Origin of the sequence: Rathayibacter sp. AY2B5, assembly GCF_002931645.1 — a bacterium.
Taxonomy (GTDB): domain Bacteria; phylum Actinomycetota; class Actinomycetes; order Actinomycetales; family Microbacteriaceae; genus Rathayibacter.
On record NZ_PSUE01000009.1, the window covers coordinates 1 to 25,653 of the forward strand.

Consider the following 25,653-nt stretch of genomic DNA (forward strand, 5'->3'; position numbering starts at 1 on the left):
CTCCCTAAAGGTCCCACTCCCCGTGACTGATGACCGCCACCGTCACCGCCCCCCGGACCCCGACCCCGAGCTGCCGGTCGACAGCGACCTCGACGTCGACGACGCCCCCGACGGGACGCCACGACCCGTGCACCTGCGTCCGCGATACCTCCTCCTCGTCGCCGCCGGCGGCACGGTCGGGACCGGGGCGCGGGAGGGCCTGACCCTCGCGTTCCCCGCCGATCCCGCCTTCGACACCGTCGTCTTCGCCATCAACATCGTCGGCGCGCTCCTGCTCGGCGTACTCCTGGAGAGCCTCGCCAGAGCCGGCAGCGACGAGGGCCGACGCCGCACCGCACGGCTGCTGCTCGGTACCGGAGCGCTCGGAGGCTTCACCACCTACAGCACCCTCGCCACCGACACCGCCCGCCTGCTCACCACAGGACACCCCGCACCCGCCGCCCTCTACGCGCTCGGCACCGTCCTGCTCGGTGCCCTCGCGTCCTGGACCGGAGTCGCCCTCGCCGCAGCACTCCACCGGCGACGCACGCAGAGGAAGGTGCCGGCATGACACCCGCACTGTTCCTCGCGCTCTCCCTCGCCGGTGGAATCGGAGCCGCAACACGGCTCCTCCTCGACGGGCTCATCAAGGCCCGCACCGGCGGCGCCTACCCCTGGGGCACCACCGTCATCAACGTCACCGGATCACTCCTCCTCGGCCTGATCACCGGCCTCGCCCTCGCAGGCATCGCCCCCGAGCCGTGGCGACTCGTCCTCGGCACCGGCTTCCTCGGCGGCTACACCACCTTCTCCACCGCCAGCCTCGAAACCGTCCGTCTCCTCGCCGAAGGACGCCAACTCGCCTCCGCCATCAACGCCCTCGGCACGCTCCTCCTCAGCGTCATCGCCGCAGCAACAGGACTCTGGCTCGGAGGCGCGCGATGAGCATCATCGATGCACCCTCACCGGCAGTGGTGGTCGGCCTTGCCGGCGTCGATTCCGGCCCGGAGTCGGGGCACGCAGGGTCCTTCCGTTCAGCGGGTGCGGTGCGCCGTGAACGACCTCGCCGGCATGTCATCACGGGGCGATCTGGTCGCGTCTCTCCATGAGCGGTCCTGCCGTTGCGGGGTCCCGGGCGGCTCATCACGGCATGCCATCAGGCGGCTGAAGGCGGTCAGCCGTACCCGGGACCCCTGGCGCGTTCCGGAGCCGACAACTGCCCCGAATCCACGGAGACAACGGTGAGGAAGGCGGTCGGACTCCGGGGGAGCGACGCCGACCGGGACGCGGAGCGGCGTCAGCAGTGGGAGGGCCTCGACCCCGTGCTGCGCTCCCTCGGCTTCCCGAAGGGGCTGTGACGCCGGCCCGGTGGACCTCACCGGGCCGGCGCCCGCGCGCTCAGCGGTGCGCGGGTCGGAGCCCCAGCAGCGTGTCGATGATCACGAAGGCCGCGAGGCTCGCACCCAGGAGCGGGAGGAACAGCCCGAGCGCGGCGGCGACGACCAGGACGGACGCGACTCCCCACCACGTTGCGCGTCGCAGCGCTCCCCGGGCCGGCGGGGTGCCGCCGAGCCGTCGGGGACCGCGGGTGGGGCGGCGCTTCCACCACATCAGGTACCCGAGCACGACCATCGTGGCGATGCCGGCCGCGGTGACGAACAGCAGCAGCTGGTTGGGCAGCCCGAACATCGAGCCCATGTGCGTGTCGATGCCCCAGCGGGAGAGCTTGGCGACGAGGCCGAAGTCGGCGAAGTCGACCCGGTCGACGACCTGCATCGTGCTCCCGTCGATCGCGACGCCGTCGACCTCGGTCGGGAAGCTGCGCTGGATCTCCTGCACGACCCAGGCCGAGCCCTCCGTCGCGGGCGGCCGGATCTCGACCAGTCCCGTGTTCACGTTGACCTCGCGGGCGACCGAGAGCACCGAGTCGTAGGCGGCCGGCGAGTAGCCCGCCGTCGACTCGACGGCGTCGCCGGTGGCCGCGCCGTGTCCGGCGTGCCCGGCGTGCTCGTCGGCCACCTCGCCGGTCCGGTCGCCGAGCGTCGTCCCCAGCGAGGGTGTGGTCCAGCCGACTGCGGAGCGGAGGGTCTCGAAGTTCCCGCCTCCGCACAGCGACCAGGTGATGCCTGTGGTCGAGAGGAACAGGGCGCCGACGAGCAGCCAGACGCCGGTGGAGGCGTGCCAGGAGAACAGGCGCTTGTAGCCGGTGGTCCTCGGCGCGGGGCGCAGCAGGTCCCTCTTCACGCGGGCTCGGCGGAGGCGGATGATCCAGAGGCCCAGGCCGGCGAGGGCGACGACCCCCAGCCAGGAGGCGGCGAGCTCGCTGTAGTAGCGGCCCACGTCCCCGAGGTGCAGCGTCCGGTGCAGGTCGCTGACCCAGGTCCGCAACGGCAGGGCGCCGCTGGTGCCGTAGGCGGTGAGGTCGCCGCGGACGGCGGCGGTGGCCGGGTCGATGAAGACCGCGCGGGTCTCGCTGGCGCCGAGCGACGGGTCCGCGTACATCACCCGGGTGGTGTCGCCGGGGTTCGGGGCGGGGCGGACGGCGACGATGCTCTGCCCGCCTCCGGTGTACGCGTCGGCGGCGTCGATCTGGTCGGCCAGGGGCAGGTAGGCGTCCGCTTCCGGGGCGTGCAGCTCCTGCGCGTAGACGACCTGCTCGAGCTGCGGGGTGAGTGCGTAGAGCGCTCCGCTGGTCGCGGCGACGAGGATGAACGGCCCGACGAACAGGGCGGCGGAGAAGTGCAGGCGGAGCAGCAGCTGTCCGAGCCAGCCTGCGCTGCTTCTGTGCGGCGGGGGCGGGGGGTCGGCGGAGTCGCGGGGTCTCGTGGCGGTGGTGGTCATGCTTCTGGTCCTTCGGTGCTGTGGCGGGTGCCGGTGAGGGTCAGAGGAGGGTGTCGCCGATGTAGCCGCCCTCGACGCAGCCCGGCGGGATCGCGAAGACGGCGGAGCCGATCGGCGTCGTCCACTCGTTGAGCAGGTCCAGCTCGTCCAGGCGCTTCTGGATCGGCACGAACTGCGCGGTGACGTCGGCCTGGAACGCCGCGAAGATCAGCCCGGAGTTCGAGATGTCCTCGCCCGTCGGGGTGTCGTCGTAGTTGTAGGCCCGGCGGTGGAAGCGCTCGGCGGTGTTCTCCGAGCGGGCGCGCCTCATGTGCGAGAACTCCGGGATCACCGGGAAGCCGATGGTCGTCGTCGCCTCGAAGTCGGGCTCGTCGGCCTCCGCCGTCCCGGTGAGGGGCGCGCCGTTCGCGAGGGTCCGAGGAGGAGACGGGTCGGTCAGACGCCGCGGGGACCTCCGGGGAGGTCCTCGCCGCGGCTCGCGTCGATGATCAGGAGGCGGGCTGCAGAGGGGGGCCGCGCCGCAGCGCCGCCTGGGGGAAGACGCCCGAGGCGAGGGGGAGCACGTCGCGCAGCTCGAAGGAGGAGCGTTGCGCGGGTCGAGGAGCGGCCACCGGAGTCGGCAGGACCCGCACCAGGCGGGTGACGAGGTGGCTCGTCGTCGCGGCGACCCGGACGAGGAGGGACTCGCCGCGGTGGAGCGCCGCGGTCGTCGCGACGGCGGCGACGAGGTGCGCCGCCCACATCGAGGAGCCGGTCATCCCGCTGTGCGTCATCGCCGCGCTGACGTCGATCACGGCACCGTGGTGCGCGTGCAGGGTCGGCGGATCGACCGGCCCCGCGAAGGTCCCGATCGTGAAGAGCGTGTGGAACAGGAACTGGCTGACTCCCACCGAGGCCGCCAGGCGGACCAGGGAGAGCCTGCGCCCGGCGAGCGCCACGCACACCAGGACCGACAGGACGAGCGGCATCGCGACACCGAGCGGACCCGGGATCTGGCCGCCGCCCGCCACGTGCGAGAACAGTGCGACGAGCGTCGCCACCGTCGCCGCGACGACGCCCCGGAGGGTGCGCAGCGGGCGCGACGACGACATCTCCCCAGTGTCGCAGACGCCTCCTTTCCGCGGAGGACCGCTCTCGGGCGAGAGGGGCGGCCGGCCGACGGTTCCTCTCAGCGGGCCGCGGAGGCTCCGGGGCGTCACTTCTCGGGCCGGACCACCAGCCCGACGCCGCCGCCGCGCCGCACCGGTTCGGCGACCGCGGTCATCCGGCCGGAGGGGTCGACCTCGATGGCGGCCACCGCCCCGATCTGCGCGGCCGAGGTGAAGGTGTCGCCCGAGGGGACCAGCTGCTGGCCGAAGGGAGCGAGGTCGTCGGCGTACGCCTCGATGAACTCGGGCTCGGCCGAGGTCGTCGCGCCGTTGCGCTGGGAGGCGCGGGGCGCTGCCACCGCCTCGGGGAGCGTCATGCCGAGGTCGATGCGGTTGACCAGGGTCTGCAGGACCGTCGTGATGATCGTCGATCCGCCCGGCGAGCCGACGACGAACCGCACGTCCCCGCCGTCGAGCACGATCGTCGGCGACATCGACGAGCGCGGGCGCTTGCCCGGCTCGATCCGGTTCGGGTCCCCGTCGACGAAGGTGGGGGAGAAGTCGGTCATCTCGTTGTTGAGGAGGAAGCCGCGGCCGGGGACGGTCATCGCCGAGCCGCCGGTCTGCTCGATCGTGAGCGTGTAGGAGGCGGCGTTGCCCCACTTGTCGACGACCGAGAGGTGGGTGGTGGAGATGTTCTCGGTGTCCGACTCCTCCGCGGCGGGGGCGGTCGCGCATCCGGAGCCGTCGAGAGCGCCGGGCGCGACCGGGCGGACGGAGGCGGTCGCCGGGTCGATCGTGCAGTCCCGCGAGTCCGCGAACTCCTGGCTGAGGAGCGTCTCGGTGGGCACGTCGACGAAGGCGGGGTCGCCGACGTAGGCGCCCCGGTCGGCGAAGGCGCGGGCGGACGCCTCGAGGTAGAGGTGCAGGGCGCTGCCGGTGTCCTCGGCCGCGAGGTCGTGGTTCTCGAGGATGTTGAGGGCCTCGCCGACCGCGATCCCGCCGGAGGAGGAGGGCGCCATCCCGTAGACGTCGAGTCCGCGGTAGGAGACGCGGGTCGGCGCCTGCTCGGCGACCGAGTACGCCGCGAGGTCGGCGGCGGTCATCGTGCCGGCCGGGGCGGGGAGGTCCGACCCCTCGGCGATCCGCGGGTTCTGGACCGTGTCGGCGATCTCGGCGGCCAGCGCGCCCTCGTAGAACGCGGCCGGCCCGTGGACGGCGATGGAGGTCAGCGTCTTCGCGAGGTCGAGGTTGCGGAAGGTGCTGCCCACCTTCGGCGCGTCCCCACCGGGGAGGAAGAGCTCGGCCGTGTCGGGGAACGCCTGGAACCGCTCGAGGTTGTCGAGCGTCTGGTTGCGGAAGGTCTCGTCCACCCGGAAGCCCTTCGCCGCGAGCGCGATCGAGGGCGCCAGCACGACGGGGAGCGGCAGGGTGCCGAAGCGGTCGACCGCGGTGTCCCAGGTCGCCACCGTGCCGGGCACGCCGACCGCGACGCCGGAGGAGACGAGGTCCGGGGTGAACGGGTACGGGGCTCCGGTCGCGGGGTCGAGGAACGCGTCCGAGGTGATGCCGGCCGGCGCTGTCTCGCGTCCGTCGATGGTGCTGACCTCGCCGGAGGCCTTGTCGAAGTAGACGAAGTACCCGCCTCCGCCGATGCCGGCGCTGTAGGGCTCGCTCACGCCGAGGGCGGCGGCCGTGGCGACAGCGGCGTCAGCTGCGTTGCCGCCGCGCTTCAGCACCTCCATGCCCACGCGGCTCGCGTTCGCGTCGACGCTCGAGACCGCTCCGCCGTAGCCCACCTGCGTCGAGGGCGAGATGAGGGGTCCGCCGAGGAAGTCGCGGATCTTCTCGGGCGTGAGCCCGCTGTCCTTCAGGTATCCGGAGACGGGCCTGTCGAGAGCGGACGCCGGTGCGGCACCCGCCACTCCCACTGCGACGACCGCGACCAGCGCGATCGCGATCCTGCGGAGCACGGGTGTCGTGGCCATGGCGTTCCTCCATCGGAACTCTGTGGTGCGCGGTCGGCGATGCGGGTCCCCCCAACCTAGGGGCGGGGTGGGGGTGCGGGGTAGGGGGTGCCCGGTCGAGCTCGCCGCCGTCGCTCAGTCCCGGCTCGGTGCTGACGGCCCGTCGGGGATGGCGGGCAGTGCGTCGGTCGGCGGTATCGCGAACCAGAAGACCCCGTCCGCGAGCCGCGCGCGTTCCAAGGGCGCGCCGAGGGGCTCGGCCGTGTTCAGCGCCGCATCGACTCCCGTCGAGACGGGATCGTCGTTCGCGGCGTGCGGTGGGAAGCGGAAGCGCTGACCGATCAGATGGTCGCCGTCGAGACGGCGCCGGTAGACGATGCAGACGCTGTTCGGGCTCTCGATCCAGGTCCGGACCACGTCCACCACGGAGGCGTAGTTCTCGAGGATCTCGTCCTCCAGGACCCTCTTGACGACGGCAGCCTCGGTCGAATCGTGCATGGGCAATCCCTCCTCGGGTGGCGGACCGAGGAACTCGGCCCGCCACGGACGGTAGCCGAACCATTTTCGGCAGGGCGGAGGAGGCGCGCTCGAGCTCCGGAGCGGCGCGCGCCCCTCCTGGCCGGCAGGCCTGCGTCGGTACTGCTGACGGAGTCGTCGGGGCTCCTGATCCGGCCCGCGTGTCGACTCGTCCGGCAGCGCTCTTGACAGGCGAGCGAAGTAAGTGTTCGATCAGTCACATGCCTTCCCCCTCCTCCCGCTCCACCGCTGAAGCGCAGCGCGAGCGGATCACCGTGGCCGCGCTCCACGTCTTCGCGCGCACCGGGTACGCCGCGACCCCGATCACCGACGTCGCTGCCGAGGCCGGGGTCTCGCCCGCCTACGTCTTCCGCCTGTTCCCGGGCAAGCTCGGCGTCTTCGTCGCCGCGGTCGACCGCTGCTACGAGCAGGTGGCGTCGACGCTCGCGGCGGCGGGGGAGGCCTCGCCCTCCTCGGACCCGGCCGACCGGCTCGAGGCGATGACCGTCGCCTACATCGACCTGATCGCCGACCGCGACCTGATCATGCTGCAGTCGCAGGCGCAGAGCGCGTGCGAGGTCCCCGAGATCCGCGAGGCGGTGCGCCGCGGAATCTCGTCGGTCGTCCGGACCGTCACCGTCGTGTCCGGAGCCGACGGCCCGGCCGTGCAGCGCTTCATCGCCTACGGGCAGCTCTGCCACCTGATCGTGCAGACAGACCTCGGCGGCGTCGACTCCGAGTGGGCTCGCATCGTCTCCGAGGGCATCCGGCACCACGACTGAGTCCGCGGTCCTCCCCTCTCTCTCCTCCTCTTCGCCACCTCCTCTCTTCATGCCCGCAGATGTGACTGTCCAGTCACTCACTACCACCTCCAGGAGCCCCTCGTGTCCACCACCCTTCCCCGCATCACTACCCGCGTCGTCCTCCCCGGGATCGTCGAGCCGTCCGGGCTGCTCCTCGAGCAAGCACCAGTCGAGCCGCCTGCGGCCGGCGAGCTGCTCGTCGCCGTCGAGGCCACCGGCATCTCGTTCGCCGAGCAGTCGATGCGCCGCGGCCGCTACTTCGCCCAGCCGCCGTTCCCCTTCACGCCCGGCTACGACCTCGTCGGCCGGGTCCTCGCGGTCGGCCCCGGCGGCGACGCGTCGCTCGAGGGCCGCCGCGTCGCCGCGCTCACCAAGACCGGCGGCTGGACCGCGCACGCCCGTGTCGCCGCCCGCGACTGCGTTCTCGTCCCCGACGCGGTCGCGTCGGAGGACGCCGAGGCCGTCGTGGTCAACGGAGTGACGGCGTGGCAGATGCTGCACCGCTCGGCCCGGGTCTCCCGCGGCGACACGATCCTCCTGTTCGGCGCGAACGGCGGAGTCGGCGGCCTCGTGCACCGCCTCGCCCGCCTCGAGGGGATCCGCGTGATCGGCGCCGCCTCGCCCCGCCACCACGAGGCCCTCCGAGCGGCCGGAGTGGAGCCCGTCGACTACGCCGATCCCGACCTCGCCGCCCGCGTGCGCGAGCTCGCTCCCGGCGGAGTGCAGGCCGTCTTCGACAACGTCGGCGGAGCGACGACCCGGCTGGCGTGGTCGCTGCTCGCGCCCGGCGGCACCCTCGTCGCCTACGCGATCGTCAGCGCGAGCACCGGGAGCATCTGGCCCCCGTTCCTCCGCCAGCTCGCGCGGATCCAGGCCTACCAGCTGGCCCCCAACGGCCGGCGCGCGGTCTTCTACGACCTCTGGGCGGGCCACTCGATGCGGCCCGCGCGCTTCCGTGCGCGCCTCGAGGAGGACCTCGGCCGCGTGCTCGGACTCCTCGCCGACGGCTCCCTGACGGCCAACATCGCCGCCCGCTTCCCGCTCACGGGGATCGTCGAGGCGATGGAGCTCGCCGAGTCCCGGACGCTCGACGGCAAGGTGATCCTGCTGCCGTGAGCGGGGTGCGTCCGGGCGGAGGGTGATTCCGGCGCGGAGGCGCCCGGGCGGCGAGCAGGGGAGAATGGCGCGGTGGACACGGGACTGGTCGAGGTGCTGAAGGCACTGGGCAATCCCACGCGACTGCAGATCATGGAGTGGCTCCGCTCTCCTGAGGCGTCGTTCAGCGAGTTCGAGCCGATCGCCGACCGCGCCGAGTTCGGGGTCTGCGTCACGCATCTCGCCGCGAAGAGCGGTCTCGCGCAGTCGACCATCTCGTCGTACATGGGATCCCTGGAGCGCGCGGGCCTCGTCCGCTCGACGCGCGTCGGGAAGTACACCCACTACCGGAGGAGCGACGCCGACGTCGACGGGCTCCTGAAGCGCCTCGGAGCCTCGATCTAGCGACATATCGCGAATCGTCGATATGATCGGCGGCATGACCGATGCTTCCGAGGCCGCTCCCGCTCGCCGCGCTCTGCTCGTCCACGCCCATCCTGAGGAGCGGTCCTTCTCCTCGGCGCAGGCGGACGCGGTCCTCGAGCAGCTGAGGGCCGACGGCATGGAGGTCCGCCGGCTCGACCTGTACGCCGAGGGCCGGGATCCGGTGCTGCACCGCGACCAGTTCGCGCCCGGCTCCGGCTACTTCAAGCCGCAGGCGCAGCAGATGACCGCGGTCCTCGAGAAGACGCTCGGGGAGCCCGTCACGAGCGACCTCGACGAGCTGATGCAGGCGGATCTCCTGGTGCTCTCGTTCCCACTGTGGTGGTTCTCGATGCCGGCGATCATGAAGGGCTGGATCGACCGCGTCTTCGTGATGGGCGCGACGTTCGGAGGCGAGCACGGCGTCTTCGCCGAGGGCGGCCTGCGTGGCAGGAGCGCGATGCTCCTGCTGACGACGGGCGGCGGCGAAGCGGCCTTCGCGCCCGGCGCCGCCGACGGCTACGGCGACCTGCAGTCGTTCCTCTTCCACATCCATCGCGGGATGCTCGAGTTCGTCGGGTACGACGTCCTGCCCCCGGTGGTCGCCTACGGTCCCGCCCGCCTCGACGCGGCAGGACGCGAGGAGGCCCTGCAACGGGCTCGAGCGCAGGCGTCCGCATCGACGGCCCGGCTGCGCGGCGCCTAGCGTTCGCCGCTGCGACTCCCGGCCGCGCTCAGCCCCGCGACCGGCTCGCGTGCGCGCGGGCCTTCATCCGGTTGCCGCACGTCGCCATCGAGCACCACTTGGCGGTGCCGGGGCGGCTGCGGTCGAGGAGGAAGAGGTTGCACTCGTCGTTCGCGCAAGGGCGGAGCCGCCCGGGGAACCGGGTGTTCACAGCGGACCAGGCGAGGACCGATTCCACCGCGAGTCGATCCGGCTCGGGAGCGCTCAGCTCCCACACGACGCCCTCATCGGTGACGCGCGGGGTGCGCACGGCGCGCGCGACCAGGTCCGCGAGCTCCGCGACGGCCGCGGGCGCGCCCGAGCGCACGACGGCCTGGAGCGCGTCGCGGGCGCGGCGCAGCCGCTCGAGCTCGTCCTCGGTGCCGACTCCGCCCCACCGCCGGGCGAGCTCGCGACCGGCCGCGTCGCCGAGGTCGTCCGTCGGCCGTCCGTCCACCATGGGCGCGCTGTTCAGCACCGCCAGGAGCAGCTCCTCGTCCCGATCCATCGTTCCCCGTCCTCCCGCGCCGTGCGGCCCGTTCGATCCATGCTAGCGTCCGACTAACCAGTAAATCTACTTGAAGGGGTTAGCTATGGTCGTCGTCCATCACTGCACCGTGTCCGTCGACGGACTCGACGTCTTCTGGCGGGAGGCCGGGCCCGTCGACGCGCCCGTCCTCCTGCTGCTGCACGGGTACCCGAGCAGCTCGCACATGTTCCGCCACCTCCTTCCCGCCCTCGCGGGGCACTACCGCGTCATCGCCCCCGACCACATCGGCTTCGGACGCTCGTCCGCGCCCTCCGTCGAGGACTTCGACTACACGTTCGCCGCCCTGACCGCGGTGACCGGCCGCTTCCTCGAGACCATCGGGGTGACCCGGTACACGATCTACGTCCAGGACTACGGCGCCCCCGTCGGCTGGCGCCTCGCCCTCGCCGATCCGTCCGCGGTCGTCGCCGTGATCTCGCAGAACGGCAACGCCTACGAGGAGGGCTTCGTGCCCGGCTTCTGGGACCCGATCTGGGCCGACGCCGCCGAGCGGACCGACGAGACGCGCGACGCCCTCCGGCCGGCTCTCGGCCGGGAGGCCGTCGAATGGCAGTACACCCACGGTGTCCCCGACACCACCACCGTCGATCCGGACGCCTGGGAGCACGACCTCGCGCTCCTCGCCCGCCCCGGCCAGGACGACGTGCAGCTGGCGCTCTTCCGCGACTACGCCGCCAACCGCGAGCTCTACCCCGCCGTGCATGCGTGGATCCGCGAGTCCGGAGTCCCCGTCCTCGCCGTCTGGGGCCGGAACGACGAGATCTTCGCCCCCGCCGGCGCCCAGGCCTTCCTCCGCGACGCGCCCCACGCGCGCATCGAGCTCGTCGACGGCGGGCACTTCCTGCTCGAGTCCCACCTCGACCGCGTCGTCAGCGGGATCACGGACTGGCTCGGCCGCGAGTGACGGTCCCGTGAGCCGGTCGGGCCCGCTGGTTCGGCCTCGCGGGAGCGGCCACGGATGCCTGCTCCTGCTGCCGGCAACCGCGCCGACGTCGGCGCAGCCGGGTCGCGATCCCGACCCGCTGCGCCCGGCGAGACCCTCCTGCCCGGCGCCCCTCAGCGGCTGAGGAGGGCCACGAGGTCGGTCGCGATGCGGTGCTCGACGTCGGCTGGGACGGGCTGCACGGCGGCGTCGAGGTCCGCGGTGACGACGGCGGCGAGGCTCCGTGCCTGAAGGGTCAGGCCGAGGTCCATCGCCTGGATCGGGTTGCCGCCGGCCGCCGTGAGGTTGATCATCCGGCCGTTCTCGAGGCGGACGATCCGCTTGCCGTTCTTCAGGCGGATGCCCTGCCGGCGCTGGCCGTCGGCGAACTCGGTGGTCGACTCCGTGGCGGCCGCGAGGGCGTCCTCGTCGATCTCCCACGGGAAGTGGCCGACGCCCGCGATCACGGCGCCGTCGGCGAAGGCGTCGATCTCCGCCGCGCCGATGACGCCGGGTGCTCCGGTGGCGGTGAAGACGAACTGCGCGTCCGAGAGGACGTCGGCGACGGGTCCGACGCGGTGGCCGCGGAGGATCGCCTGCAGCGAGCGGATCGGGTCGACGTCGGCGACGGAGACCCGCGCTCCGAGCTGCGAGAGGGTGTCGGCGACCCCGCGCCCGCACGGGCCGTAGCCGATGACCGCGGCGCGGGTGCCCGGGATCATGAGGTTCGTGGCGTTCATGAAGCCCTGGACGACGCTCTGGCCGACCCCGTACTCGTTCTCGACGATCAGCTTGAGGGGCGAGTCGTTGATGACGACGACCGGTCGCGGGAGGGTCGCGCTGTTCTCCCGCAGGCGGATGCCGCCGGTGGTGGTCTCCTCGGTGCCGCCGAGGTAGTGGTCCGGGACGCCCGAGTTGATGAGCCGGAGAGTCAGGTCGGCGCCGTTGTCGAGGGTGAGATCGGGATCGTGCTCGAGCACCTTCTCGATGTTGCGGAGGTGCTCCGCCTCGCCGTCGCTCTGCTTCGTGTGCACGTGCACGCCGAGGGCGCGGAGGTCGTCGGCGACGTCGTCCTTCGTGGTTCCGGGCGAGCCCGTCAGAGCGATGTCCATCCCGGCCTCGACGAGGAGCGACACGAGTGCGGCGGTCTTGGGCTCGACGTGGATGCAGATCGCCAGCTTCTTCCCGGAGAGCACCGGAGCGAGCTCCCGGACCGCCTGCGCGGTGAGGGGCATGTGGTCGAGAGCCCAGCGGCTCGCCGGGTGGGAGAGGGAGAAGGTCATGGCGTGTCCTGTCTGGAGTGGGTACGTGGGCGTCGAGTGGGGGCGTCGTGTGGCCGGCGGCGCGGGAGTCGCGTCAGGGCGCTCGGCCCCCGGCGGGCTGCCGCCGCGCCCGGCGTCGCGCGTGCGTCGAGTGCGCGGTCCTGCACGCGACGTCCTGAGGAGGCCGATCGCCGGGGACGGCCGCGAGGCCTCGCGCTCCCCTGATCTCCGCGCGACGGAACCTGAGGCGCGTCTCTTCACGGCGGGCCGAGGTCGGCACTGCTCGGATCGTCGTCGGTGAGGACACCAGCCCAGTCTGTCGACCCGGACGCGCCCTCGCTCGGATGATCGTGCTCGGCGGCAGCACCTCGGGAGAGGTCGACCTGTCGTGCGGTGACATCCCGCGCGGACCGACAGGCGCGCCGCGTCCGCTCACCCTCCGGTGACTGGGCGAGGGGCATCGAAGAAGAGGTAGGACACGAGAGGATCGCGTGATGCTGGAACCACGCGGAGGCTCGGTCGCGAGCGCGGCCCGACGGAGCGCCACCGCTACCCTGACGCCATGCGCCGCAGTCTCGACGACCCTCTTCGGAACCGCGTCCGCACCGGCTCTCCGTCCGTCGCGTCCGCCTGATGGAGCGGCGACGGACGGACCGCTCGGAGCCGGTTCGCGAGTTCCGGCCCTCGAGGGCCCGGCAGAAGAACGAGTCGCGACGGCTGAGGCCCGTCGCCGTCCTCCCCGCGCTGGTCCTGCTGGCGGGGAGCGTCTGGGGAGTCGTCGTCGCCGACGACCGCGGTGCGGCGCTGGCCGTCTACCTCGGGCTGTTCGGCTTCGCCATCGTGGTGGCTCTGGTGATCGTCGGAGTGCTGGCGCTCCGCAACCGGCGGTTCCTCGCCACCGCGTCGCTCCGGATCTCGGACCGGGCGATCGAGTGCACGGACGCTCGAGGCAGGGTCGTGACCTTCGAGCGCGCCGACCCGTCGGTGAAGGCGCTGCTCGCGTGGGTGCCCGCCGGCCCCAACAGTGAGGGGATCAATCTCCCCCCGTCGCTCATCCTGTTCTTGTCGGACGGAAGCCGGTCGCTGCGGCTCCGCGGGGCGGACTGGGAGATCGAGGATCTGCGGGCAGTCGTCGCCGCCGTGACGACGCCGCTCGTACCGGCGGCGCGTGGCGTGCACACCGGTAGCCGGAGCGTGTGGGCGCGCCTGACCGGAGCCGCTCGTCGGCGGAAGATCGAGGCGCCGCCCGTCGCGGAGAAGACGCTCGGCCCCGCTGAGATCAACGAGCTGATCCCCGGGACGATGAGCTTCCGCGAGACCCGTCCGCTGACGTTCGCCCTCCTGATCGGGTTCGGCTCGGTGGCTCTCGTGCTGGGCGTCGTCGTCGGAGTCGCCTTCGTGGTGGTGCCCGGGTAGCGGTGCAGGTCAGCGGCCGTGCCGTGGACCGCTGGGCGGGAGACGCGCGCGACAGGCCCACGCTCCCGACCGGCGACCTCTCCGGGGCGATCCTGCCCGCGCCCTAGGCTCCACGCATGACACTTACCCAGGACTCCGGTTGGATCTGGTTCGGACTCGCGATCGTCACCGCCGGTCTCGCCGAGCAGAAGGGCCGCTCGCGCTGGCGCTGGTTCGTGCTGGGGCTGCTGCTCGGGCCGATCGCGACGGCCCTCGTCGTGCTGTGGGCGCGACCGGAGGGCGGAGTGGCGACGGACGTGCGCTGGAACTTCGCGATCGGCGCCGGCGTCGCTGCGGCGGCGCTCGTCCTCGTCGCCGTGACCTCGGCCCTCTGGCTGCTTCTCATCCCGGCGGCGATCGCGGCGCTCGCCGCCGGGCTGCTCGCCTGGCTGAGCCGCCGCGTCCCCTACGAGGACCTGCCCCGCTGACGACCGCTAGAGGCTGGTCGAGCATCGGAACTCGAGATCTCGCGGCCCGAGGCGGCAGGCGCGTCACTCCTCGGACAGGGTCAATGACCTCGCGAGAGTCTGCCGGCCGCGGCGTCAGCGTTCCGGCCACGCCTCCCACACTCGACTGAAGGGCGCGGTCAGCTGCTGCCCGTCGTGGCCGATCCTGTGATGTACCCCCACGTCGTTGCTGTAGCCGCTCGACCAGCCGAGCTCACTGCCGCTCCCGATGCGGTAGCCGACGATGATGCCGTCCTTGCCGGCGGCGATGCTCTCCTCGTAGCGGCCCGCGACGACGTCGAAGACGCTGCGCTCGAGGTCGTCCGCGAGGGCGGTCCACTCGTCGTCGCAGGCGTCGCAGCCGCAGACGGGGTAGTTGAAGCGGTGCAGTGCTCCGGCGTGGAGGAGGACGCCGGGGAAGACGGTCCAGACGATCGTCAGAGGTGCGGCGTCGACCGCCCGCGGCGTCACGCGGACGGCGCGGGCGGCCCAGGAGATCTCCGCTTCGTCTCGTGAGGCCAGGGCCGGGTCGTCCTCGACCGTGACGTCGTAGGTGCGCTCGAGGTGCTCGAGCAGGGCGTCCGCGACGGTGTGCAGCGGCTGGAAACGCTCGAGATCGCTCGTGACGGAGTAGCTCTCGTCCGGAGGCGACTCACCCAGCCAGCGAGTGCCGTAGGGGATGGGTCGGCCGTCCTCGCCGATGAAGACGCGGTCCGCGACAGCCGGTCGAGCGTAGTCCGTCATGGACGAGAGGGTACGACGCGAGCCGTCCCGCCGTCAGGTCGGCGACTTCCTGCCGACGGGTGCCGCGCCACCCAGCCGCACGTCCCCCTCCGGATACGCGTCGTGCGAGAAGCACAGCCGCACGCCCGCCGCCTCCACCCGCTCCAGCATCTCGGACGTCCGCTCGTGCGCCCGTGCGTCGTCGCTGATGAACCGCGGCAGCCGGCGCAGGCGCCCGGACCAGCCGAGGAACTCCCTTCCCCACGCCGCGTCCCCGGCGACCAGCACGCGCCCCTCGACGAGCGCCCCGAGGTGACCGCGTGCGTGCCCCGGGAGCGGCACCACGAGCAGCGACCCGTCGCCGAACAGGTCGAATCCGGTCAGCCCCGCGATCGTCGTCGCGGGCTGCTCGTCCGCCACGATCCCGGCCGCGAACCCCGGCGGCAGCAGCGCGCGGAAGATCCCCTCGCGCACGCGGTTCCGCCGCACGGAGGCGACCTGGCCCGAGGACAGCACGAACGTCGCGTCCGGGAACCAGCGCACGCCGCCCACGTGGTCCGGGTGCAGGTGCGTCAGCACCACGAACTCCACGTCGGCCGGGGTCAGGCCGAGGGCGAGCAGCCGCTGGTCGACGGTCTCGTCGTCCGGCACCGTCGCGGGCAGGATCCGCTCGTACAGCCGTCCGATGAGGCCCGTCCCGCGGAACGTCGGCGGGTAGCCCGTGTCCACGAGCACCCGCCGGCCGCTCGCGTGCGTGTAGAGGAAGACGTTCGAGGGGAAGACGCGGCGGGGGAGCCCCTTCCCGCGGAACACCCGGGACAGCGGGAAGACGGTGCTCCCGCACGCCATCACCTGCAGCGACGACTCAGCCACGCGTCGTCCTCAGGTGCTCGCCGACCCGGCGGATGCCCTCGGCCAGCGGCACGGTCGGCTCGTAGCCGAGCTCGGTCCGCGCCCGCGAGATGTCGAGGGTCTGCGCGTAGGCGAGGGTCGCCACGGTGTAGCGGGTGAACGGCGGCTCGCGGCCGGGCAGCAGCCGGTAGACCCGCTCCAGGATCTCGGCGAGCGCGGTCAGCACGCGCAGGTCCACCCGGATGAAGCGCGGCTCCTCGCCCATCGCGGCGAAGAAGCGCTCGAGGAGGTCGCCGAGCGGAGCGGGCTCGCCGTTGGTGATGTTGTAGACGCCGCCGTCGGCCACGGGAGCGTCGGCCGCGAGGACCAGCGCGTGCGCGGCGTTCTCGACGCAGGTGATGTCGACGGGGTTCCGGCCGCCGTCGAAGAGGGGGATGCCGCGGCGGCGACTGGCGGCGACGAAGCGGGGGAGGAGGCTGGGGTCGCCGACGCCGATCAGGCCGCGGGGGCGCAGGATCACGAGCTCGGGGATCCGGCCGGCGCGGTGCGCCTCCTGCAGCAGCTGCTCCGCCTCGATCTTGCTGCGGATGTAGAGGCTCATCCGGCTGCCGGTGTCGACCTCCTCCTCCCGCACCAGGTACTGGTGGCGGCGGGCGGAGTAGATGCTCGGCGAGGAGACGAAGACGAAGCGGCGGATCCCGCAGCGCTCGGCCAGCGCGATCATCGCCTCCGTCCCCGCGACGTTCGCGCGCTCGAACTCGCTCCACGTGCCCCACGGGCTCGACAGAGCGGCGGCGTGCACGAGCACGTCGGCCTCGACGTCCGTCGCGCCCAGCTCGGCGAGGTCGGCGCGGAGGACCGTGGCGCCCTCCTCCTCCAGCCGCGCCAGCGCCTCGGGGGCGCGACCGGTGGCGAGCACGTCGTCGCCCGCGGCCAGGAACTCGCGCACCGCGTAGCCGCCGAGGAAGCCCGTCGCCCCGGTGATCAGCACGCGGCGCCGGCGCTCAGCGGACATCGACGACCTCCAGCCCGCGCTTGCGGCCCCAGTACCAGAGCAGGATCCCCAGGTACCCGAGCGCCTTGCCCTTCCGGATCGACATCAGCACGACCGCGTCCTTGTCGAGCAGCGCCTCGCTCCGCCCGATCACCTGGCAGACCTTGAGGTGCAGCTCCAGGTCCTCGTCGGTGTCGTCGATGCTCGAGCGCGGGAAGCCGTCGACCTGGAGGTACAGCGCGGCGTCGATCGCGAGGTTGCAGCCGGCGGCCATGAACATCCGGTACCGCTGGCCGGGGCGGCGGTAGAAGACGCCCGGCGCGTGCTCCATCAGGCGGATCAGCGCGGTGCCGAGCACGCCGTCGTACCAGCGGTAGACGGCTTCGTCCCGCCGCGGGGACAGGCGGCCGCCGACGAAGCGGGCGCCGCCGCGGAGGTCGGCCTTGAGGCGCGCCACCCAGTCGGCGCTCGGCAGGCAGTCGGCGTCCGTGCGGGCGACGGCCGTCGCGCCCTCGGCGATCGCGTGGCGGAAGCCGGTGTCGGAGGCGGCTCCCGTGCCCTTCTGCGCCTCGTCGATCACGGCGACCTGCCGCTCCGGGCACCGGCGGCGGAACTCCTCGATCACGGCGCGCGAGCCGTCGGTGCTGCCGTTGTCGACGAGCAGGAGGGTGAAGTCCGGATCGGTCTGGCGGGCGAGCGCGTCGAGGGCGCCGCCGAGCAGCTTCTCCTCGTCGAGGAAGGGCACGACCACCCAGAAATCGCGCGCGTCCATCCGTCCCCCGCTCCGGGACCATGGTGTCGGCGGGGGCCCGTGCCGTCAAACCGCGCCGAACAGTGCGCGCGGAGGTGCAGAGGCGCGCTATACAGGGATTCGCTCCGCACGTCCCGGGGCAGGAAGGGGCCCGCGTGCCCGACCTCCTCCCGCTCCGCGTCCTCGGCACGGGCGAAGCGCTGCCCGAGCGGATCGTCACGACCGCCGAGGTCGCCGCGCTCTGCGGCCTGCCCGCCGACGAGGCCGAGCGCCGCTCCGGCGTGCGCACCCGCCACTGGGTCACCGACGACGAGGACCCGCTGGAGCTCGGCCTGCTCGCCGCCCGTCGGGCGCTCGCGGCGGCCGGGCTCGACACGGTCGACGTGGTGCTCAACGCCTCGGGCACTCAGCTGCAGGCGATCCCGGACGGAGGCGCGCTGCTCGCGGCGGGACTCGGCCTCGACGACGTCTCGGCGTACAGCGTCGGCGCCACCTGCCTGTCGTTCCTCTTCGCTCTGCAGGAGGCGGGATTCCTCCTCGCCACGGGTCGCGCCGACACCGTGCTCATCGTCTCGACCGACTGCGGCAGCCGCGGCATCGACCCGGGCCAGCCCGAGAGCGCCCTGCTCTTCGGCGACGCGGCCGCCGCCGTCGTGATCGGACGCGCCGAGACTCCGGGGCAGGGCCTGGTCACCACGCACTTCCGCACCCGCCCGAGCGGTGTGCGCCACGCGGAGCTGCGCGGCTTCGGCTCGCGGATCCGGATCGAGGAGGCGCAGGACCGGCTCGCCGACTTCCGCTTCGACATGCAGGGCAAGGCGCTGCTCGTCGACGCGCTGCGGCACTTCCCGGCATTCCTCGAGGAGGTGCGGCCCGGCCTCTCGACCGGGCTCCCCGGCATCGACCGCGTGGTCCCGCACCAGACCAGCGCGGCCGGGCTCGAGGGCATGGCCCGCCTCTGGGGCCGCGACCGGATGACGATCACGCTCGGCGAGGTCGGCAACACGATCGGCAGCGCGATCCCGCTGGCCCTGCACCGCTCGCGCGTGCGGCCGGGGGAGTCGGTGCTGCTGGTGGGCACGGGCGCGGGCACGCACTACGGCGCGGTGGTCCTGCAGGCGTGAGCGGTGGCAGCGCCTAGCCGAGGAGCGACAGGGCCGAGAGCCCGAGGAACGGCGCCATCACCACGAGGCAGACCGCGGCGGAGCGACCGAACCCGTGGGAGGAGTCCCGCCCGCCGACCAGACGAGCGAGCAGTCCCGTGACCAGCGGTGGGAGCAGGAACAGCAGCAGCCACGGAGCCAGGACCTCCGCGCGCGGCGCCGTCCAGTCGGGCTGGTCGTCGCGGTCGAGCGGAGGGAGCCGCACGAGGAGGAACGCGGCCGTGAGGACGATCGCGGGGAGGACCGACAGGCAGGTGAGCGTGATCGCGGTGAACCTCGCCCCGTCGTCCCGGGAGTACCGGGCACGGTCGGGGTCGGGCGCGGGCCCCCGATCGGTGTTCTCGTCCCAGCCCGGACTGCTGAATCGGATGCGTCCCATCAGGCGATCATGCCGTTCCGGAGCGGGGTCGCGTTGCGGCCGACGAGACCTCCGTCATCCCCGCCGCTCGACCAGCGCCCGCAGCGCATCGCGGACGAACCGGGCGCCGGCGACTCCGCCGTAGTGCGCCGCGAACCGCTCGTCGTCGACGTACATCTCGCCGAGCCCGAGCAGGTACTCGTCGCTCGGGCCGCCGGTCGCGTCGCGGGGCGTGCCCGGCACCTCGGCGAGCCAGGCGCGGTGCCGCTCGGCCAGCGCGAGCGCCTCCTCCCCGGTCGGACCCGCCCCGCTCGCCGCCGCGGCGGTCCACGCGTCGGCGAGGTCCGCCTGCCGCCGCTGCCACTGCTCGCGCTCCTCCGCGCTCATCGAGCGCCACCAGCGGTCGCCGCCGGCGTACGCCGGAGCACCCCAGCGGCGCTCCACTTCCTCGCGGTGCTCCGCGTGGTCGAACCCGTCGAACATCTCCTCGGCCATCGGCCCGTTCCCTTCTCTCATCGTGGTGATCGTCCCGGTGACCGCCCGGATGCGGCGGTCGAGCCGTCGGCGCTCCTCCTGGAGCACGTCGAGGTGCCGCTCGAGAGCGGCCACCGGCTCCGCGTCGCGCCGCAGGATCCGCCCGATCTCGGGCAGCCCGAGACCGAGGTCGCGCAGCAGCAGGATCCGCTGCAGCGTCACGAGCGCGGCGGCGTCGTAGTAGCGGTAGCCGTTCGCGCCCACCCGGCTCGGCGGCAGCAGCCCCTCGGCCCCGTAGTGCCGCAGCGTCCGGCTGGTCGTACCGGCCAGCCGCGCCACCTCGTGCACGGTCCACTCCTGCTCCACAGCGCCCTCCGTCTCCGCGTCGCCGGTGACTTCGGCGGCGATGGAAGCGACGGTACGGGTTGACGCGGCGTCAAGGTCAAGCGGCGGGGACGGATCCGCTAGCGGGCGCCGATCCTGCGCGTTCCCACCCGGAGGACGAGCTCGGTCACCGGCATCGCGGCGATCGAGCAGCAGGCGGCGGGCATCACGGTCAGCAGCGTGACGACGGCGTCCGTCCCGTCGCCCGCGTCGGTCCACGCCGCGATCGAGACCACGATCCAGGCGATCGCGAGGATGCAGACCGTAGAAGCGGTCCAGAGGACCGGCCAGGGCGCGCGACCCCGTCCCGCGGAGTAGGGGAGCCCGCCGACGGCCGCCGTCACGGCGGTCGCCAGAAGCGCTCGGGCCAGCGGGAGGAGCAGCTCGCCGGCGTCCCGGCCGGTGTCGAGGGAGGACAGGGCGAACAGGACCGAGGTCGTCGCGAGCGAGAGGACGCCGGCGACGGCGACGAGCGTCAGCAGGGTCCGGATCAGGAGCCTCACCGGTCGCGTCCGGCGAGGAACGCGCCGCGCTCCTCCAGCAGCCGCCGCAGGTGCCGGTCGAGCACCAGCCGCTCCGCGATCCGCCCGAGGACGCCGAGCGGGGCGGAGTACTCCAGCCGGTCGATCATCACGGAGCCGGAGCCGGAGCCGTCGGGCTCGAAGCGGTGCTCGTGCCGGAAGGTCGCGAAGGGCCCGCGGGTCTGCTCGTCGACGAAGGAGTGCGGGGCGTCGAACGCGGTGACGGTGCTGGTCAGCCGGAGCGGGACGCCGAAGTGCCGGGCGCTCCAGGTCACGTGCTCGCCGAGCCCGATCAGCCCGGTGGTCGTCCCGGACACCGCGCGCTCGCGAGCGCCGGCCTGCGAGCGCATGTGCAGGTCGATGTCGCGCGCCCGGTCGAACATCTCGGCGGCCGGGCGGGCGGAGCGGGTCACGACCTGGAGGAGCACGGTGTCGATCCTGCCCGCCGCGCCTGCAGCCGGCCGCGGACGCGCCGGTCCGCCCGCCTCACCAGCTCGTCACCACGGTCCGCGTGATCACCCACCCCTCGTCGCGGCGGACGAGGCGGCTCGTCAGCTGGAGCCGCCAGGTCGCGTGCAGGCGGCCGATGGTCGCCTCGGTGATGGTGCGGGAGGTGAGCACCGGGTGCGCGGCGCCGCCCGAGAGGGCGCTCTCGACGTGGTCGATCTCGTGGTACTCCTTGCGCGCCTCGTCGATGTCGGCGAGCCACTCCTCCCGCGACTGCACCAGGCCGGTCGGGTGCTCGATCACGAAGCGCTCGTCGAGCAGCGCCTCGAGCGCGGGCAGGTCCACCAGCTCCAGCGCATCGAAGAGGGCGGCGTGCACCGCGGTCGGGCCGTCGTCCTCCAGCTCGTCGCGCATGCCGGCGGTCCCGTCGCCGCTCATGCCGGCGGTCCCGTCGTCGCGCGGCGGACGAGCTGCGTCGGCAGCTGCACGTGCAGCGAGCGCGGCTCGCGCCCGGCCATCAGGGCGATCAGCATCTCGGCGGCGGTCGCTCCGAGCGTCTGCATCGGCTGGCGGACGGTGGTCAGCGGCGGATCGAAGCGGGCGGCCTCGGGCACGTCGTCGAAGCCGATCACCGACAGGTCATGCGGCACGGCGAGGCCCAGGTGCGCGGCGGTCTCGATGATCGCCAGCGCCGAGACGTCGTTGGCGGCGAAGACCGCGGTCGGGCGGTCGGGCAGCGACAGGAGCGAGGAGGCGGGCCGCCGGGCGGTGTCGCGGTGGTAGTTGCCCACCCGCAGCAGGCGCTCGTCGAAGGCGATGCCGGCCTCCGCCAGCGCCGCCCGGTAGCCGGCCTCCCGCAGCCGCGCCGAGCGCAGGTCGCCGCGACCCGCGACGAAGCCGATGCGGCGGTGCCCGAGGGCGACGAGGTGGCGGGTGGCGAGCAGGGCGCCGCCGAAGTTGTCGGACTCGACGGTCGGCAGGTCGGCGCGGCCGGTGTGCGGGTCCACGGCGACGAGCGGGATGTCGGAGGGCGCGCTCACCACGCTCGGCGTCACCATGATCGCCCCGTCGATGAGGGTGCCGCTGAGCCGGCTGAGCGAGCGCCGCTCCCAGCCCTCCTGCTCGCCCTCGTGGGAGCCGGAGTAGGCGAGCAGGTCGAACCGCGACTCCGCCAGCACCGACCCCACGCCCTTCAGGATCTCGGCGCTGAACGGCTCGAACCCCGCGACGAGCACGCCGATCACGCCCGTGCGCCGGGAGCGCATGCTGCTCGCGACGAGGCTCGACTCGTAGCCGAGCTCGCGCACGACCTCGAGCACGCGGGTGGCGGTGGAGGGGGCGATGCCGTAGCGGCCGTTCACGGCCTTGGACACCGTCGCCACCGAGACGCCGGCGGCAGCGGCGACGTCGTGGATGGTCGGTCGGGTGGTCATGTGGCCGACTGTAACCCGTGCTTCGAAAACCATTTCGAAAACGTTTGACCACTTTCGCAAGCACTGCGGACACTGACTCCACCCGCGAAGGCGGGAACCCCCACGGCGCCGGTGCACCAGGCGGCGCCCTCGATGAAGAGAACGGTTGGACGATGAAGTTCAGGAAGATCGCAGTGGCGACAGCAGCCCTGCTCGGCACGGTCGCGGCCCTCACCGGCTGCTCGGCTCAGGACTCGGGATCGAGCGACGGCACCGTCGCGATGACCCTCTGGCAGAACTCGACCACGGGCCCCGGCCAGGAGTTCTGGGACAAGACGATCGCGGACTTCGAGGCCGCGAACCCCGGAGTGACCATCGAGTCGCAGGCCATCCAGAACGAGGACCTCGACGGCAAGCTCCAGACGGCGCTCAACTCGGGCGACGCCCCCGACGTCTTCCTCCAGCGCGGAGGCGGCAAGCTCGCCGCCATGGTCGCGGGCGGACAGCTGAAGGACCTCACCGACGGCATCTCGGACCAGGCGCGCAGCGAGATCCCCGAGGGCTCGTTCTCGGCGAACACGCTCGACGACAAGGTCTGGGCGATGCCGGTCGCCGTCCTCCCGGGCGGCCTGTTCTACAGCCAGGACGTCTTCACGGCGGCGGGAGTCACCGAGACGCCGAAGACCATCGACGAGCTCGACTCGGCGATCACGAAGATCAAGGGCAGCGGAGCCCAGGCCGTCGCGCTCGGCGCGAAGGACGCCTGGCCCGCCGCGCACTGGTACTACTTCTTCGCGCTGCGCGAGTGCAGCGCCGACACCATGGCCGAGGCGGCCGACACCAAGGACTTCTCGGACGACTGCTGGGTCCGCGCGGGCGAGGACCTGCAGGACTTCGCGGCGACCGAGCCGTTCAACGAGGGCTTCCTCACCACCGCCGCCCAGCAGGGCGCGGGCAGCTCGGCCGGACTCCTCGCCAACCACCAGGCGTCGATGGAGCTCATGGGCGCGTGGGACCCGGGCGTGATCGCCTCCCTCACCCCCGACGAGAAGCCGCTGCCCGACCTGGGCTGGTTCCCCTTCCCCGAGATCGACGGCGGCGACGGCGAGGCCGGCGCGATCATGGGCGGTGTCGACGGCTACTCCTGCTCCGCGGGCGCTCCCGACGAGTGCGTCGACTTCCTCAACTACCTGGCCACCTCCGACGTGCAGAAGGAGTACTACGCGGCCTTCAACGCGCCCCCGGTGAACACCGTGGCGCAGGAGGCGGTCACCGAGCCGTACCTGCAGCAGATCCTCGAGGCCTACAACTCGGCCCCGTACGTCTCGCAGTGGCTCGACACCGTCTACGGCCTCAACGTCGGCAACGCGCTGAACGTCGGAGTCGTCGACCTGCTGGCCGGCAAGAGCGACCCCGAGCAGCTGGTCGAGGCCGTCAACGCCGCCGCGGCGAAGGCCTAGCCACCATGGCACTCCGCGAGAGCCCGCTCCTCGGAGTGGATGAGCCCCGCGGGACCGCGCGCACCGGAGGCGTCACCTCGACGCCTCCGGTGCGCCGGCGCCGCCGCAGCGCGGGCTGGGCGGGGCGCTTCGAGATCGCGCTCCTGGTCGGCCCGGCGCTGATCGTCTTCCTCGCCTTCGTGATCTTCCCGGTCGTGATGGCGGCCTACTACGGCTTCTTCAGCTGGCAGGGCTACGGAGTGCCGACGGACTTCGTCGGCTTCCGCAACTACCTGACGATCCTGCAGGACCCCACCTTCCACGACGCCCTCGCGCACAACGGCATCATCGTGGTGCTCTCGCTCGTGCTCCAGGGGCCGGTCGCGATCCTCCTGGCGCTGCTGCTGAACCGCAAGCTGCGCGGGCAGTCGATCATCCGCGTCCTGATCTTCGTGCCGTACGTGATCTCGGAGGTCGTCGTCGGCACCGGCTGGAGCCTGATGCTCCAGACCAGCGGCGCGGTCAACGGCCTGCTCGAGAAGGTCGGCCTCGGCGCGCTGAAGCAGGACTGGCTCTCGGATCCGGCGATCGCGATCTGGACGCTGATGCTGATCATCACGTGGAAGTACATCGGCTTCGCCGTGATCCTCTTCCTCGCGGGTCTGCAGGGCATCCCCGAGGAGCTGTCCGAGGCCGCGGCCATTGACGGCGCCTCCTACTGGCAGGTGCAGCGGCGGATCACCCTGCCCCTGCTCGCGCCGACCCTGCGGATCTGGGCGTTCCTGTCGATCATCGGCGCACTGCAGCTGTTCGACCTCGTCTACATCATCTGGGGCCAGTACGTGTCCTCGACCGCGGGCACCTCGACCATGGCGATCTACCTGGTCACCAACGGCCGCAACGCCGGCAACTACGGGTACGGGAACGCCGTCGCGGTGGTCCTGTTCCTGATCTCGCTCGTGGTGGCGCTGCTCTACCAGCGCTTCGTGCTCCGGCGCGACACGGCGGGCGCACTGACGGGAGACAAGCGATGACCGGCACGACGATGACGGCCCCGCCGATCACTCCGGAGACCCCTCGGCCTCTCGCGGTGAAGCGGCGTCGTCAGCCCCTGGGCCGCGGCACGACGATCGCCTACGTCGTGGCGATCGTCGTGATCGCGCTGATGCTCGCCCCGGTGGCGTACATCATCCTCGGCGGCTTCCGCACGAACGCGCAGATCACCACCGACCCGGCGGGCCTGCCCTCGCCGTGGAACGTGCAGAACTACCTCGACGTGATCACCGGCGGAGTCTTCTGGCAGGAGGTCGGCAACTCCACCATCGCCGGCCTCGCGACGACGCTCGGCGTGGTCGTGCTCGGCCTGATGGCGAGCTACGTCCTGGCCCGCTACGACTTCACCGGGCGCGGCGTGTTCTACGCGCTCTTCGCCGCCGGCCTGATGTTCCCGATGACTGTGGCGATCACTCCTCTCTACCTGGTGATCAAGAGCCTCGGCCTGATGAACTCGCTCGCCGGAGTGGTGCTGCCGCAGATCGCGTTCGGCCTGCCGACGACGATCATCATCCTGGTGCCGTTCCTCCGCGCGATCCCGGACGAGATCCAGGAGGCGGCCTTCATCGACGGCTGCAGCCGGATCGGCTTCTTCTTCCGGATGGTCGTGCGCCTGGCGATGCCCGGCGTGATCACCACGGGGATCCTCGCGTTCATCGCGAGCTGGAACAGCTACCTGCTGCCCCTGTTCATCCTCAACAACGAGTCCACCTTCACGCTCCCGCTCGGAGTGCAGGCGTTCTCGTCGCAGTACTCGGTCGACACGGCGAAGGTGCTGGCCTTCGTGTCGCTGTCGATGATCCCGGCGCTGATCTTCTTCAGCGTCTTCGAGCGCCGCATCGTCGGCGGGCTGACGGGGGCGGTGAAGGGATGAGCGGATCGCTCCGCCCGTCCGCCGCGTCCCCCGTCCCGTCCGCACCCGTCGCCCCACCCGCAGAGAGGGTCGCACCGTGACCGCACCGCACGCACCAGAGGACCCACAGGCCCCGTCCGCCCGCACCACCGAGCTGC

At 72.5% G+C, this 25,653-nt stretch carries 29 protein-coding genes and 1 pseudogene; 13 read left to right on the plus strand and 17 right to left on the minus strand.

Annotation, left to right across the window (positions count from 1 at the left end):
• Positions 1-22 precede the first annotated feature (22 nt).
• Both C5C30_RS07825 and crcB read left to right on the plus strand, forming a co-directional pair.
• A complete protein-coding gene (locus C5C30_RS07825; protein WP_258065840.1) occupies positions 23-550 on the plus strand; it encodes a CrcB family protein in 528 nt (175 codons plus the stop codon).
• Entirely contained in the window at positions 547-924 is a 378-nt protein-coding gene (gene crcB / locus C5C30_RS07830; RefSeq protein WP_104224798.1) for a fluoride efflux transporter CrcB, read from the plus strand. Before C5C30_RS07825 ends, crcB begins: the two co-directional genes overlap by 4 nt.
• Positions 925-1,377: 453 nt before the next feature.
• Here the strand turns inward: crcB and C5C30_RS07835 are convergent, their stop codons facing one another.
• The 5 genes and pseudogenes from C5C30_RS07835 to C5C30_RS07855 form a co-directional block, all read right to left on the minus strand.
• Positions 1,378-2,820, minus strand: a complete 1,443-nt coding sequence (locus C5C30_RS07835; RefSeq protein ID WP_104333477.1) for a PepSY domain-containing protein — start codon at positions 2,818-2,820, stop codon at positions 1,378-1,380.
• A gap of 40 nt (positions 2,821-2,860) precedes the next feature.
• Positions 2,861-3,241: pseudogene (locus tag C5C30_RS07840) on the minus strand (Dyp-type peroxidase); the annotation flags it as partial.
• 67 nt (positions 3,242-3,308) lie between these two features.
• On the minus strand, positions 3,309-3,911 hold the full coding sequence (locus tag C5C30_RS07845; RefSeq protein WP_104333478.1) for a hypothetical protein: 603 nt from the start codon (positions 3,909-3,911) through the stop codon (positions 3,309-3,311).
• A gap of 104 nt (positions 3,912-4,015) precedes the next feature.
• Complete coding sequence (ggt, locus tag C5C30_RS07850) at positions 4,016-5,896, minus strand: gamma-glutamyltransferase (RefSeq protein WP_104333479.1); 1,881 nt, start codon at positions 5,894-5,896, stop codon at positions 4,016-4,018.
• 114 nt (positions 5,897-6,010) lie between these two features.
• Positions 6,011-6,373, minus strand: coding sequence for a hypothetical protein (locus tag C5C30_RS07855; RefSeq protein WP_104224922.1), 363 nt, complete (start codon positions 6,371-6,373; stop codon positions 6,011-6,013).
• A gap of 239 nt (positions 6,374-6,612) precedes the next feature.
• On the opposite strand from C5C30_RS07855, the gene C5C30_RS07860 reads away from it, so the two are divergent.
• From C5C30_RS07860 to C5C30_RS07875, 4 genes are all read left to right on the plus strand, one after another.
• Complete coding sequence (locus tag C5C30_RS07860) at positions 6,613-7,173, plus strand: TetR/AcrR family transcriptional regulator (RefSeq protein ID WP_104333480.1); 561 nt, start codon at positions 6,613-6,615, stop codon at positions 7,171-7,173.
• Between the two features lie 102 nt (positions 7,174-7,275).
• Positions 7,276-8,310, plus strand: coding sequence for a medium chain dehydrogenase/reductase family protein (locus C5C30_RS07865; RefSeq protein WP_219827784.1), 1,035 nt, complete (start codon positions 7,276-7,278; stop codon positions 8,308-8,310).
• Between the two features lie 72 nt (positions 8,311-8,382).
• The gene (locus C5C30_RS07870) at positions 8,383-8,694 is read left to right on the plus strand and encodes a helix-turn-helix transcriptional regulator (RefSeq protein ID WP_244230566.1); all 312 of its coding nucleotides are present in this window, start codon (positions 8,383-8,385) and stop codon (positions 8,692-8,694) included.
• Positions 8,695-8,728: 34 nt separating this feature from the next.
• Positions 8,729-9,418 carry an NAD(P)H-dependent oxidoreductase gene (locus C5C30_RS07875; protein WP_104333524.1) on the plus strand — a complete coding sequence of 230 codons (690 nt, stop codon included), beginning with the start codon at positions 8,729-8,731 and terminating at the stop codon, positions 9,416-9,418.
• A gap of 28 nt (positions 9,419-9,446) precedes the next feature.
• Here C5C30_RS07875 and C5C30_RS07880 read toward each other — a convergent pair whose 3' ends face one another.
• Positions 9,447-9,944, minus strand: coding sequence for a CGNR zinc finger domain-containing protein (locus C5C30_RS07880; RefSeq protein WP_104333481.1), 498 nt, complete (start codon positions 9,942-9,944; stop codon positions 9,447-9,449).
• 85 nt (positions 9,945-10,029) lie between these two features.
• Here C5C30_RS07880 and C5C30_RS07885 point away from each other — a divergent pair, with 85 nt between their 5' ends.
• Entirely contained in the window at positions 10,030-10,890 is an 861-nt protein-coding gene (locus tag C5C30_RS07885; protein WP_104333482.1) for an alpha/beta fold hydrolase, read from the plus strand.
• A gap of 152 nt (positions 10,891-11,042) precedes the next feature.
• Here C5C30_RS07885 and C5C30_RS07890 read toward each other — a convergent pair whose 3' ends face one another.
• On the minus strand, positions 11,043-12,191 hold the full coding sequence (locus tag C5C30_RS07890; protein ID WP_104333483.1) for an adenosylhomocysteinase: 1,149 nt from the start codon (positions 12,189-12,191) through the stop codon (positions 11,043-11,045).
• A gap of 612 nt (positions 12,192-12,803) precedes the next feature.
• Here C5C30_RS07890 and C5C30_RS07895 point away from each other — a divergent pair.
• Together C5C30_RS07895 and C5C30_RS07900 are read left to right on the plus strand one after the other, a co-directional pair.
• A complete protein-coding gene (locus C5C30_RS07895; protein WP_104333484.1) occupies positions 12,804-13,586 on the plus strand; it encodes a hypothetical protein in 783 nt (260 codons plus the stop codon).
• A gap of 116 nt (positions 13,587-13,702) precedes the next feature.
• Entirely contained in the window at positions 13,703-14,053 is a 351-nt protein-coding gene (locus C5C30_RS07900; RefSeq protein WP_104224914.1) for a hypothetical protein, read from the plus strand.
• 114 nt (positions 14,054-14,167) lie between these two features.
• Here C5C30_RS07900 and C5C30_RS07905 read toward each other — a convergent pair whose 3' ends face one another.
• Genes C5C30_RS07905 through C5C30_RS07920 form a run of 4 tightly spaced genes read right to left on the minus strand, consistent with a single transcriptional unit; the run spans position 14,168 to position 17,412 of the window.
• Positions 14,168-14,815, minus strand: coding sequence for a DUF6226 family protein (locus C5C30_RS07905; RefSeq protein WP_104224913.1), 648 nt, complete (start codon positions 14,813-14,815; stop codon positions 14,168-14,170).
• Between the two features lie 33 nt (positions 14,816-14,848).
• Positions 14,849-15,667: an MBL fold metallo-hydrolase gene (locus tag C5C30_RS07910; RefSeq protein ID WP_104263375.1), complete on the minus strand. Its 819-nt coding sequence runs from the start codon at positions 15,665-15,667 to the stop codon at positions 14,849-14,851.
• The gene (locus tag C5C30_RS07915) at positions 15,660-16,661 is read right to left on the minus strand and encodes an NAD(P)-dependent oxidoreductase (RefSeq protein ID WP_104333485.1); all 1,002 of its coding nucleotides are present in this window, start codon (positions 16,659-16,661) and stop codon (positions 15,660-15,662) included. Before C5C30_RS07915 ends, C5C30_RS07910 begins: the two co-directional genes overlap by 8 nt.
• Positions 16,651-17,412, minus strand: a complete 762-nt coding sequence (locus tag C5C30_RS07920; RefSeq protein ID WP_104333486.1) for a glycosyltransferase — start codon at positions 17,410-17,412, stop codon at positions 16,651-16,653. Before C5C30_RS07920 ends, C5C30_RS07915 begins: the two co-directional genes overlap by 11 nt.
• A gap of 134 nt (positions 17,413-17,546) precedes the next feature.
• Here C5C30_RS07920 and C5C30_RS07925 point away from each other — a divergent pair, with 134 nt between their 5' ends.
• Positions 17,547-18,515: a 3-oxoacyl-ACP synthase III family protein gene (locus C5C30_RS07925; RefSeq protein ID WP_219812206.1), complete on the plus strand. Its 969-nt coding sequence runs from the start codon at positions 17,547-17,549 to the stop codon at positions 18,513-18,515.
• Between the two features lie 13 nt (positions 18,516-18,528).
• Here C5C30_RS07925 and C5C30_RS07930 read toward each other — a convergent pair whose 3' ends face one another.
• The 6 genes from C5C30_RS07930 to C5C30_RS07955 form a co-directional block, all read right to left on the minus strand.
• Positions 18,529-18,933: a hypothetical protein gene (locus C5C30_RS07930; RefSeq protein ID WP_104333487.1), complete on the minus strand. Its 405-nt coding sequence runs from the start codon at positions 18,931-18,933 to the stop codon at positions 18,529-18,531.
• A gap of 54 nt (positions 18,934-18,987) precedes the next feature.
• A complete protein-coding gene (locus C5C30_RS07935) occupies positions 18,988-19,752 on the minus strand; it encodes a TipAS antibiotic-recognition domain-containing protein (RefSeq protein ID WP_104288604.1) in 765 nt (254 codons plus the stop codon).
• 98 nt (positions 19,753-19,850) lie between these two features.
• Positions 19,851-20,273, minus strand: coding sequence for a hypothetical protein (locus C5C30_RS07940; RefSeq protein ID WP_104288605.1), 423 nt, complete (start codon positions 20,271-20,273; stop codon positions 19,851-19,853).
• Positions 20,270-20,719: an SRPBCC family protein gene (locus C5C30_RS07945; RefSeq protein ID WP_308470744.1), complete on the minus strand. Its 450-nt coding sequence runs from the start codon at positions 20,717-20,719 to the stop codon at positions 20,270-20,272. Before C5C30_RS07945 ends, C5C30_RS07940 begins: the two co-directional genes overlap by 4 nt.
• A gap of 58 nt (positions 20,720-20,777) precedes the next feature.
• Positions 20,778-21,176, minus strand: a complete 399-nt coding sequence (locus C5C30_RS07950) for a nuclear transport factor 2 family protein (RefSeq protein WP_104273750.1) — start codon at positions 21,174-21,176, stop codon at positions 20,778-20,780.
• Positions 21,173-22,171 carry a LacI family DNA-binding transcriptional regulator gene (locus tag C5C30_RS07955; RefSeq protein ID WP_104224902.1) on the minus strand — a complete coding sequence of 333 codons (999 nt, stop codon included), beginning with the start codon at positions 22,169-22,171 and terminating at the stop codon, positions 21,173-21,175. The genes C5C30_RS07950 and C5C30_RS07955 overlap by 4 nt, the downstream gene beginning before the upstream one ends.
• A gap of 152 nt (positions 22,172-22,323) precedes the next feature.
• Here C5C30_RS07955 and C5C30_RS07960 point away from each other — a divergent pair, with 152 nt between their 5' ends.
• Genes C5C30_RS07960 through C5C30_RS07970 form a run of 3 tightly spaced genes read left to right on the plus strand, consistent with a single transcriptional unit; the run spans position 22,324 to position 25,516 of the window.
• Entirely contained in the window at positions 22,324-23,610 is a 1,287-nt protein-coding gene (locus tag C5C30_RS07960; RefSeq protein ID WP_104250419.1) for an ABC transporter substrate-binding protein, read from the plus strand.
• A gap of 5 nt (positions 23,611-23,615) precedes the next feature.
• Positions 23,616-24,623, plus strand: a complete 1,008-nt coding sequence (locus C5C30_RS07965) for a carbohydrate ABC transporter permease (RefSeq protein WP_104333488.1) — start codon at positions 23,616-23,618, stop codon at positions 24,621-24,623.
• On the plus strand, positions 24,620-25,516 hold the full coding sequence (locus C5C30_RS07970) for a carbohydrate ABC transporter permease (protein WP_104224899.1): 897 nt from the start codon (positions 24,620-24,622) through the stop codon (positions 25,514-25,516). The genes C5C30_RS07965 and C5C30_RS07970 overlap by 4 nt, the downstream gene beginning before the upstream one ends.
• Positions 25,517-25,653: the final 137 nt, after the last annotated feature.

Excerpts from the sequence above, each read along its gene's own strand:
- C5C30_RS07860 (WP_104333480.1), top strand. The coding sequence starts at position 6,613 with ATGCCTTCCCCCTCCTCCCGCTCCACCGCTGAAGCGCAGCGCGAGCGG.
- C5C30_RS07915 (WP_104333485.1), bottom strand. The coding sequence starts at position 16,661 with ATGTCCGCTGAGCGCCGGCGCCGCGTGCTGATCACCGGGGCGACGGGC.
- C5C30_RS07895 (WP_104333484.1), top strand. The coding sequence starts at position 12,804 with ATGGAGCGGCGACGGACGGACCGCTCGGAGCCGGTTCGCGAGTTCCGG.
- crcB (WP_104224798.1), top strand. The coding sequence starts at position 547 with ATGACACCCGCACTGTTCCTCGCGCTCTCCCTCGCCGGTGGAATCGGA.
- C5C30_RS07950 (WP_104273750.1), bottom strand. The coding sequence starts at position 21,176 with ATGAGCGGCGACGGGACCGCCGGCATGCGCGACGAGCTGGAGGACGAC.
- C5C30_RS07855 (WP_104224922.1), bottom strand. The coding sequence starts at position 6,373 with ATGCACGATTCGACCGAGGCTGCCGTCGTCAAGAGGGTCCTGGAGGAC.
- C5C30_RS07905 (WP_104224913.1), bottom strand. The coding sequence starts at position 14,815 with ATGACGGACTACGCTCGACCGGCTGTCGCGGACCGCGTCTTCATCGGC.
- C5C30_RS07955 (WP_104224902.1), bottom strand. The coding sequence starts at position 22,171 with ATGACCACCCGACCGACCATCCACGACGTCGCCGCTGCCGCCGGCGTC.
- C5C30_RS07880 (WP_104333481.1), bottom strand. The coding sequence starts at position 9,944 with ATGGATCGGGACGAGGAGCTGCTCCTGGCGGTGCTGAACAGCGCGCCC.
- C5C30_RS07900 (WP_104224914.1), top strand. The coding sequence starts at position 13,703 with ATGACACTTACCCAGGACTCCGGTTGGATCTGGTTCGGACTCGCGATC.
- C5C30_RS07845 (WP_104333478.1), bottom strand. The coding sequence starts at position 3,911 with ATGTCGTCGTCGCGCCCGCTGCGCACCCTCCGGGGCGTCGTCGCGGCG.
- C5C30_RS07890 (WP_104333483.1), bottom strand. The coding sequence starts at position 12,191 with ATGACCTTCTCCCTCTCCCACCCGGCGAGCCGCTGGGCTCTCGACCAC.
- C5C30_RS07965 (WP_104333488.1), top strand. The coding sequence starts at position 23,616 with ATGGCACTCCGCGAGAGCCCGCTCCTCGGAGTGGATGAGCCCCGCGGG.
- C5C30_RS07960 (WP_104250419.1), top strand. The coding sequence starts at position 22,324 with ATGAAGTTCAGGAAGATCGCAGTGGCGACAGCAGCCCTGCTCGGCACG.
- C5C30_RS07875 (WP_104333524.1), top strand. The coding sequence starts at position 8,729 with ATGACCGATGCTTCCGAGGCCGCTCCCGCTCGCCGCGCTCTGCTCGTC.
- C5C30_RS07920 (WP_104333486.1), bottom strand. The coding sequence starts at position 17,412 with ATGGACGCGCGCGATTTCTGGGTGGTCGTGCCCTTCCTCGACGAGGAG.
- C5C30_RS07885 (WP_104333482.1), top strand. The coding sequence starts at position 10,030 with ATGGTCGTCGTCCATCACTGCACCGTGTCCGTCGACGGACTCGACGTC.
- ggt (WP_104333479.1), bottom strand. The coding sequence starts at position 5,896 with ATGGCCACGACACCCGTGCTCCGCAGGATCGCGATCGCGCTGGTCGCG.
- C5C30_RS07970 (WP_104224899.1), top strand. The coding sequence starts at position 24,620 with ATGACCGGCACGACGATGACGGCCCCGCCGATCACTCCGGAGACCCCT.
- C5C30_RS07930 (WP_104333487.1), bottom strand. The coding sequence starts at position 18,933 with ATGGGACGCATCCGATTCAGCAGTCCGGGCTGGGACGAGAACACCGAT.
- C5C30_RS07835 (WP_104333477.1), bottom strand. The coding sequence starts at position 2,820 with ATGACCACCACCGCCACGAGACCCCGCGACTCCGCCGACCCCCCGCCC.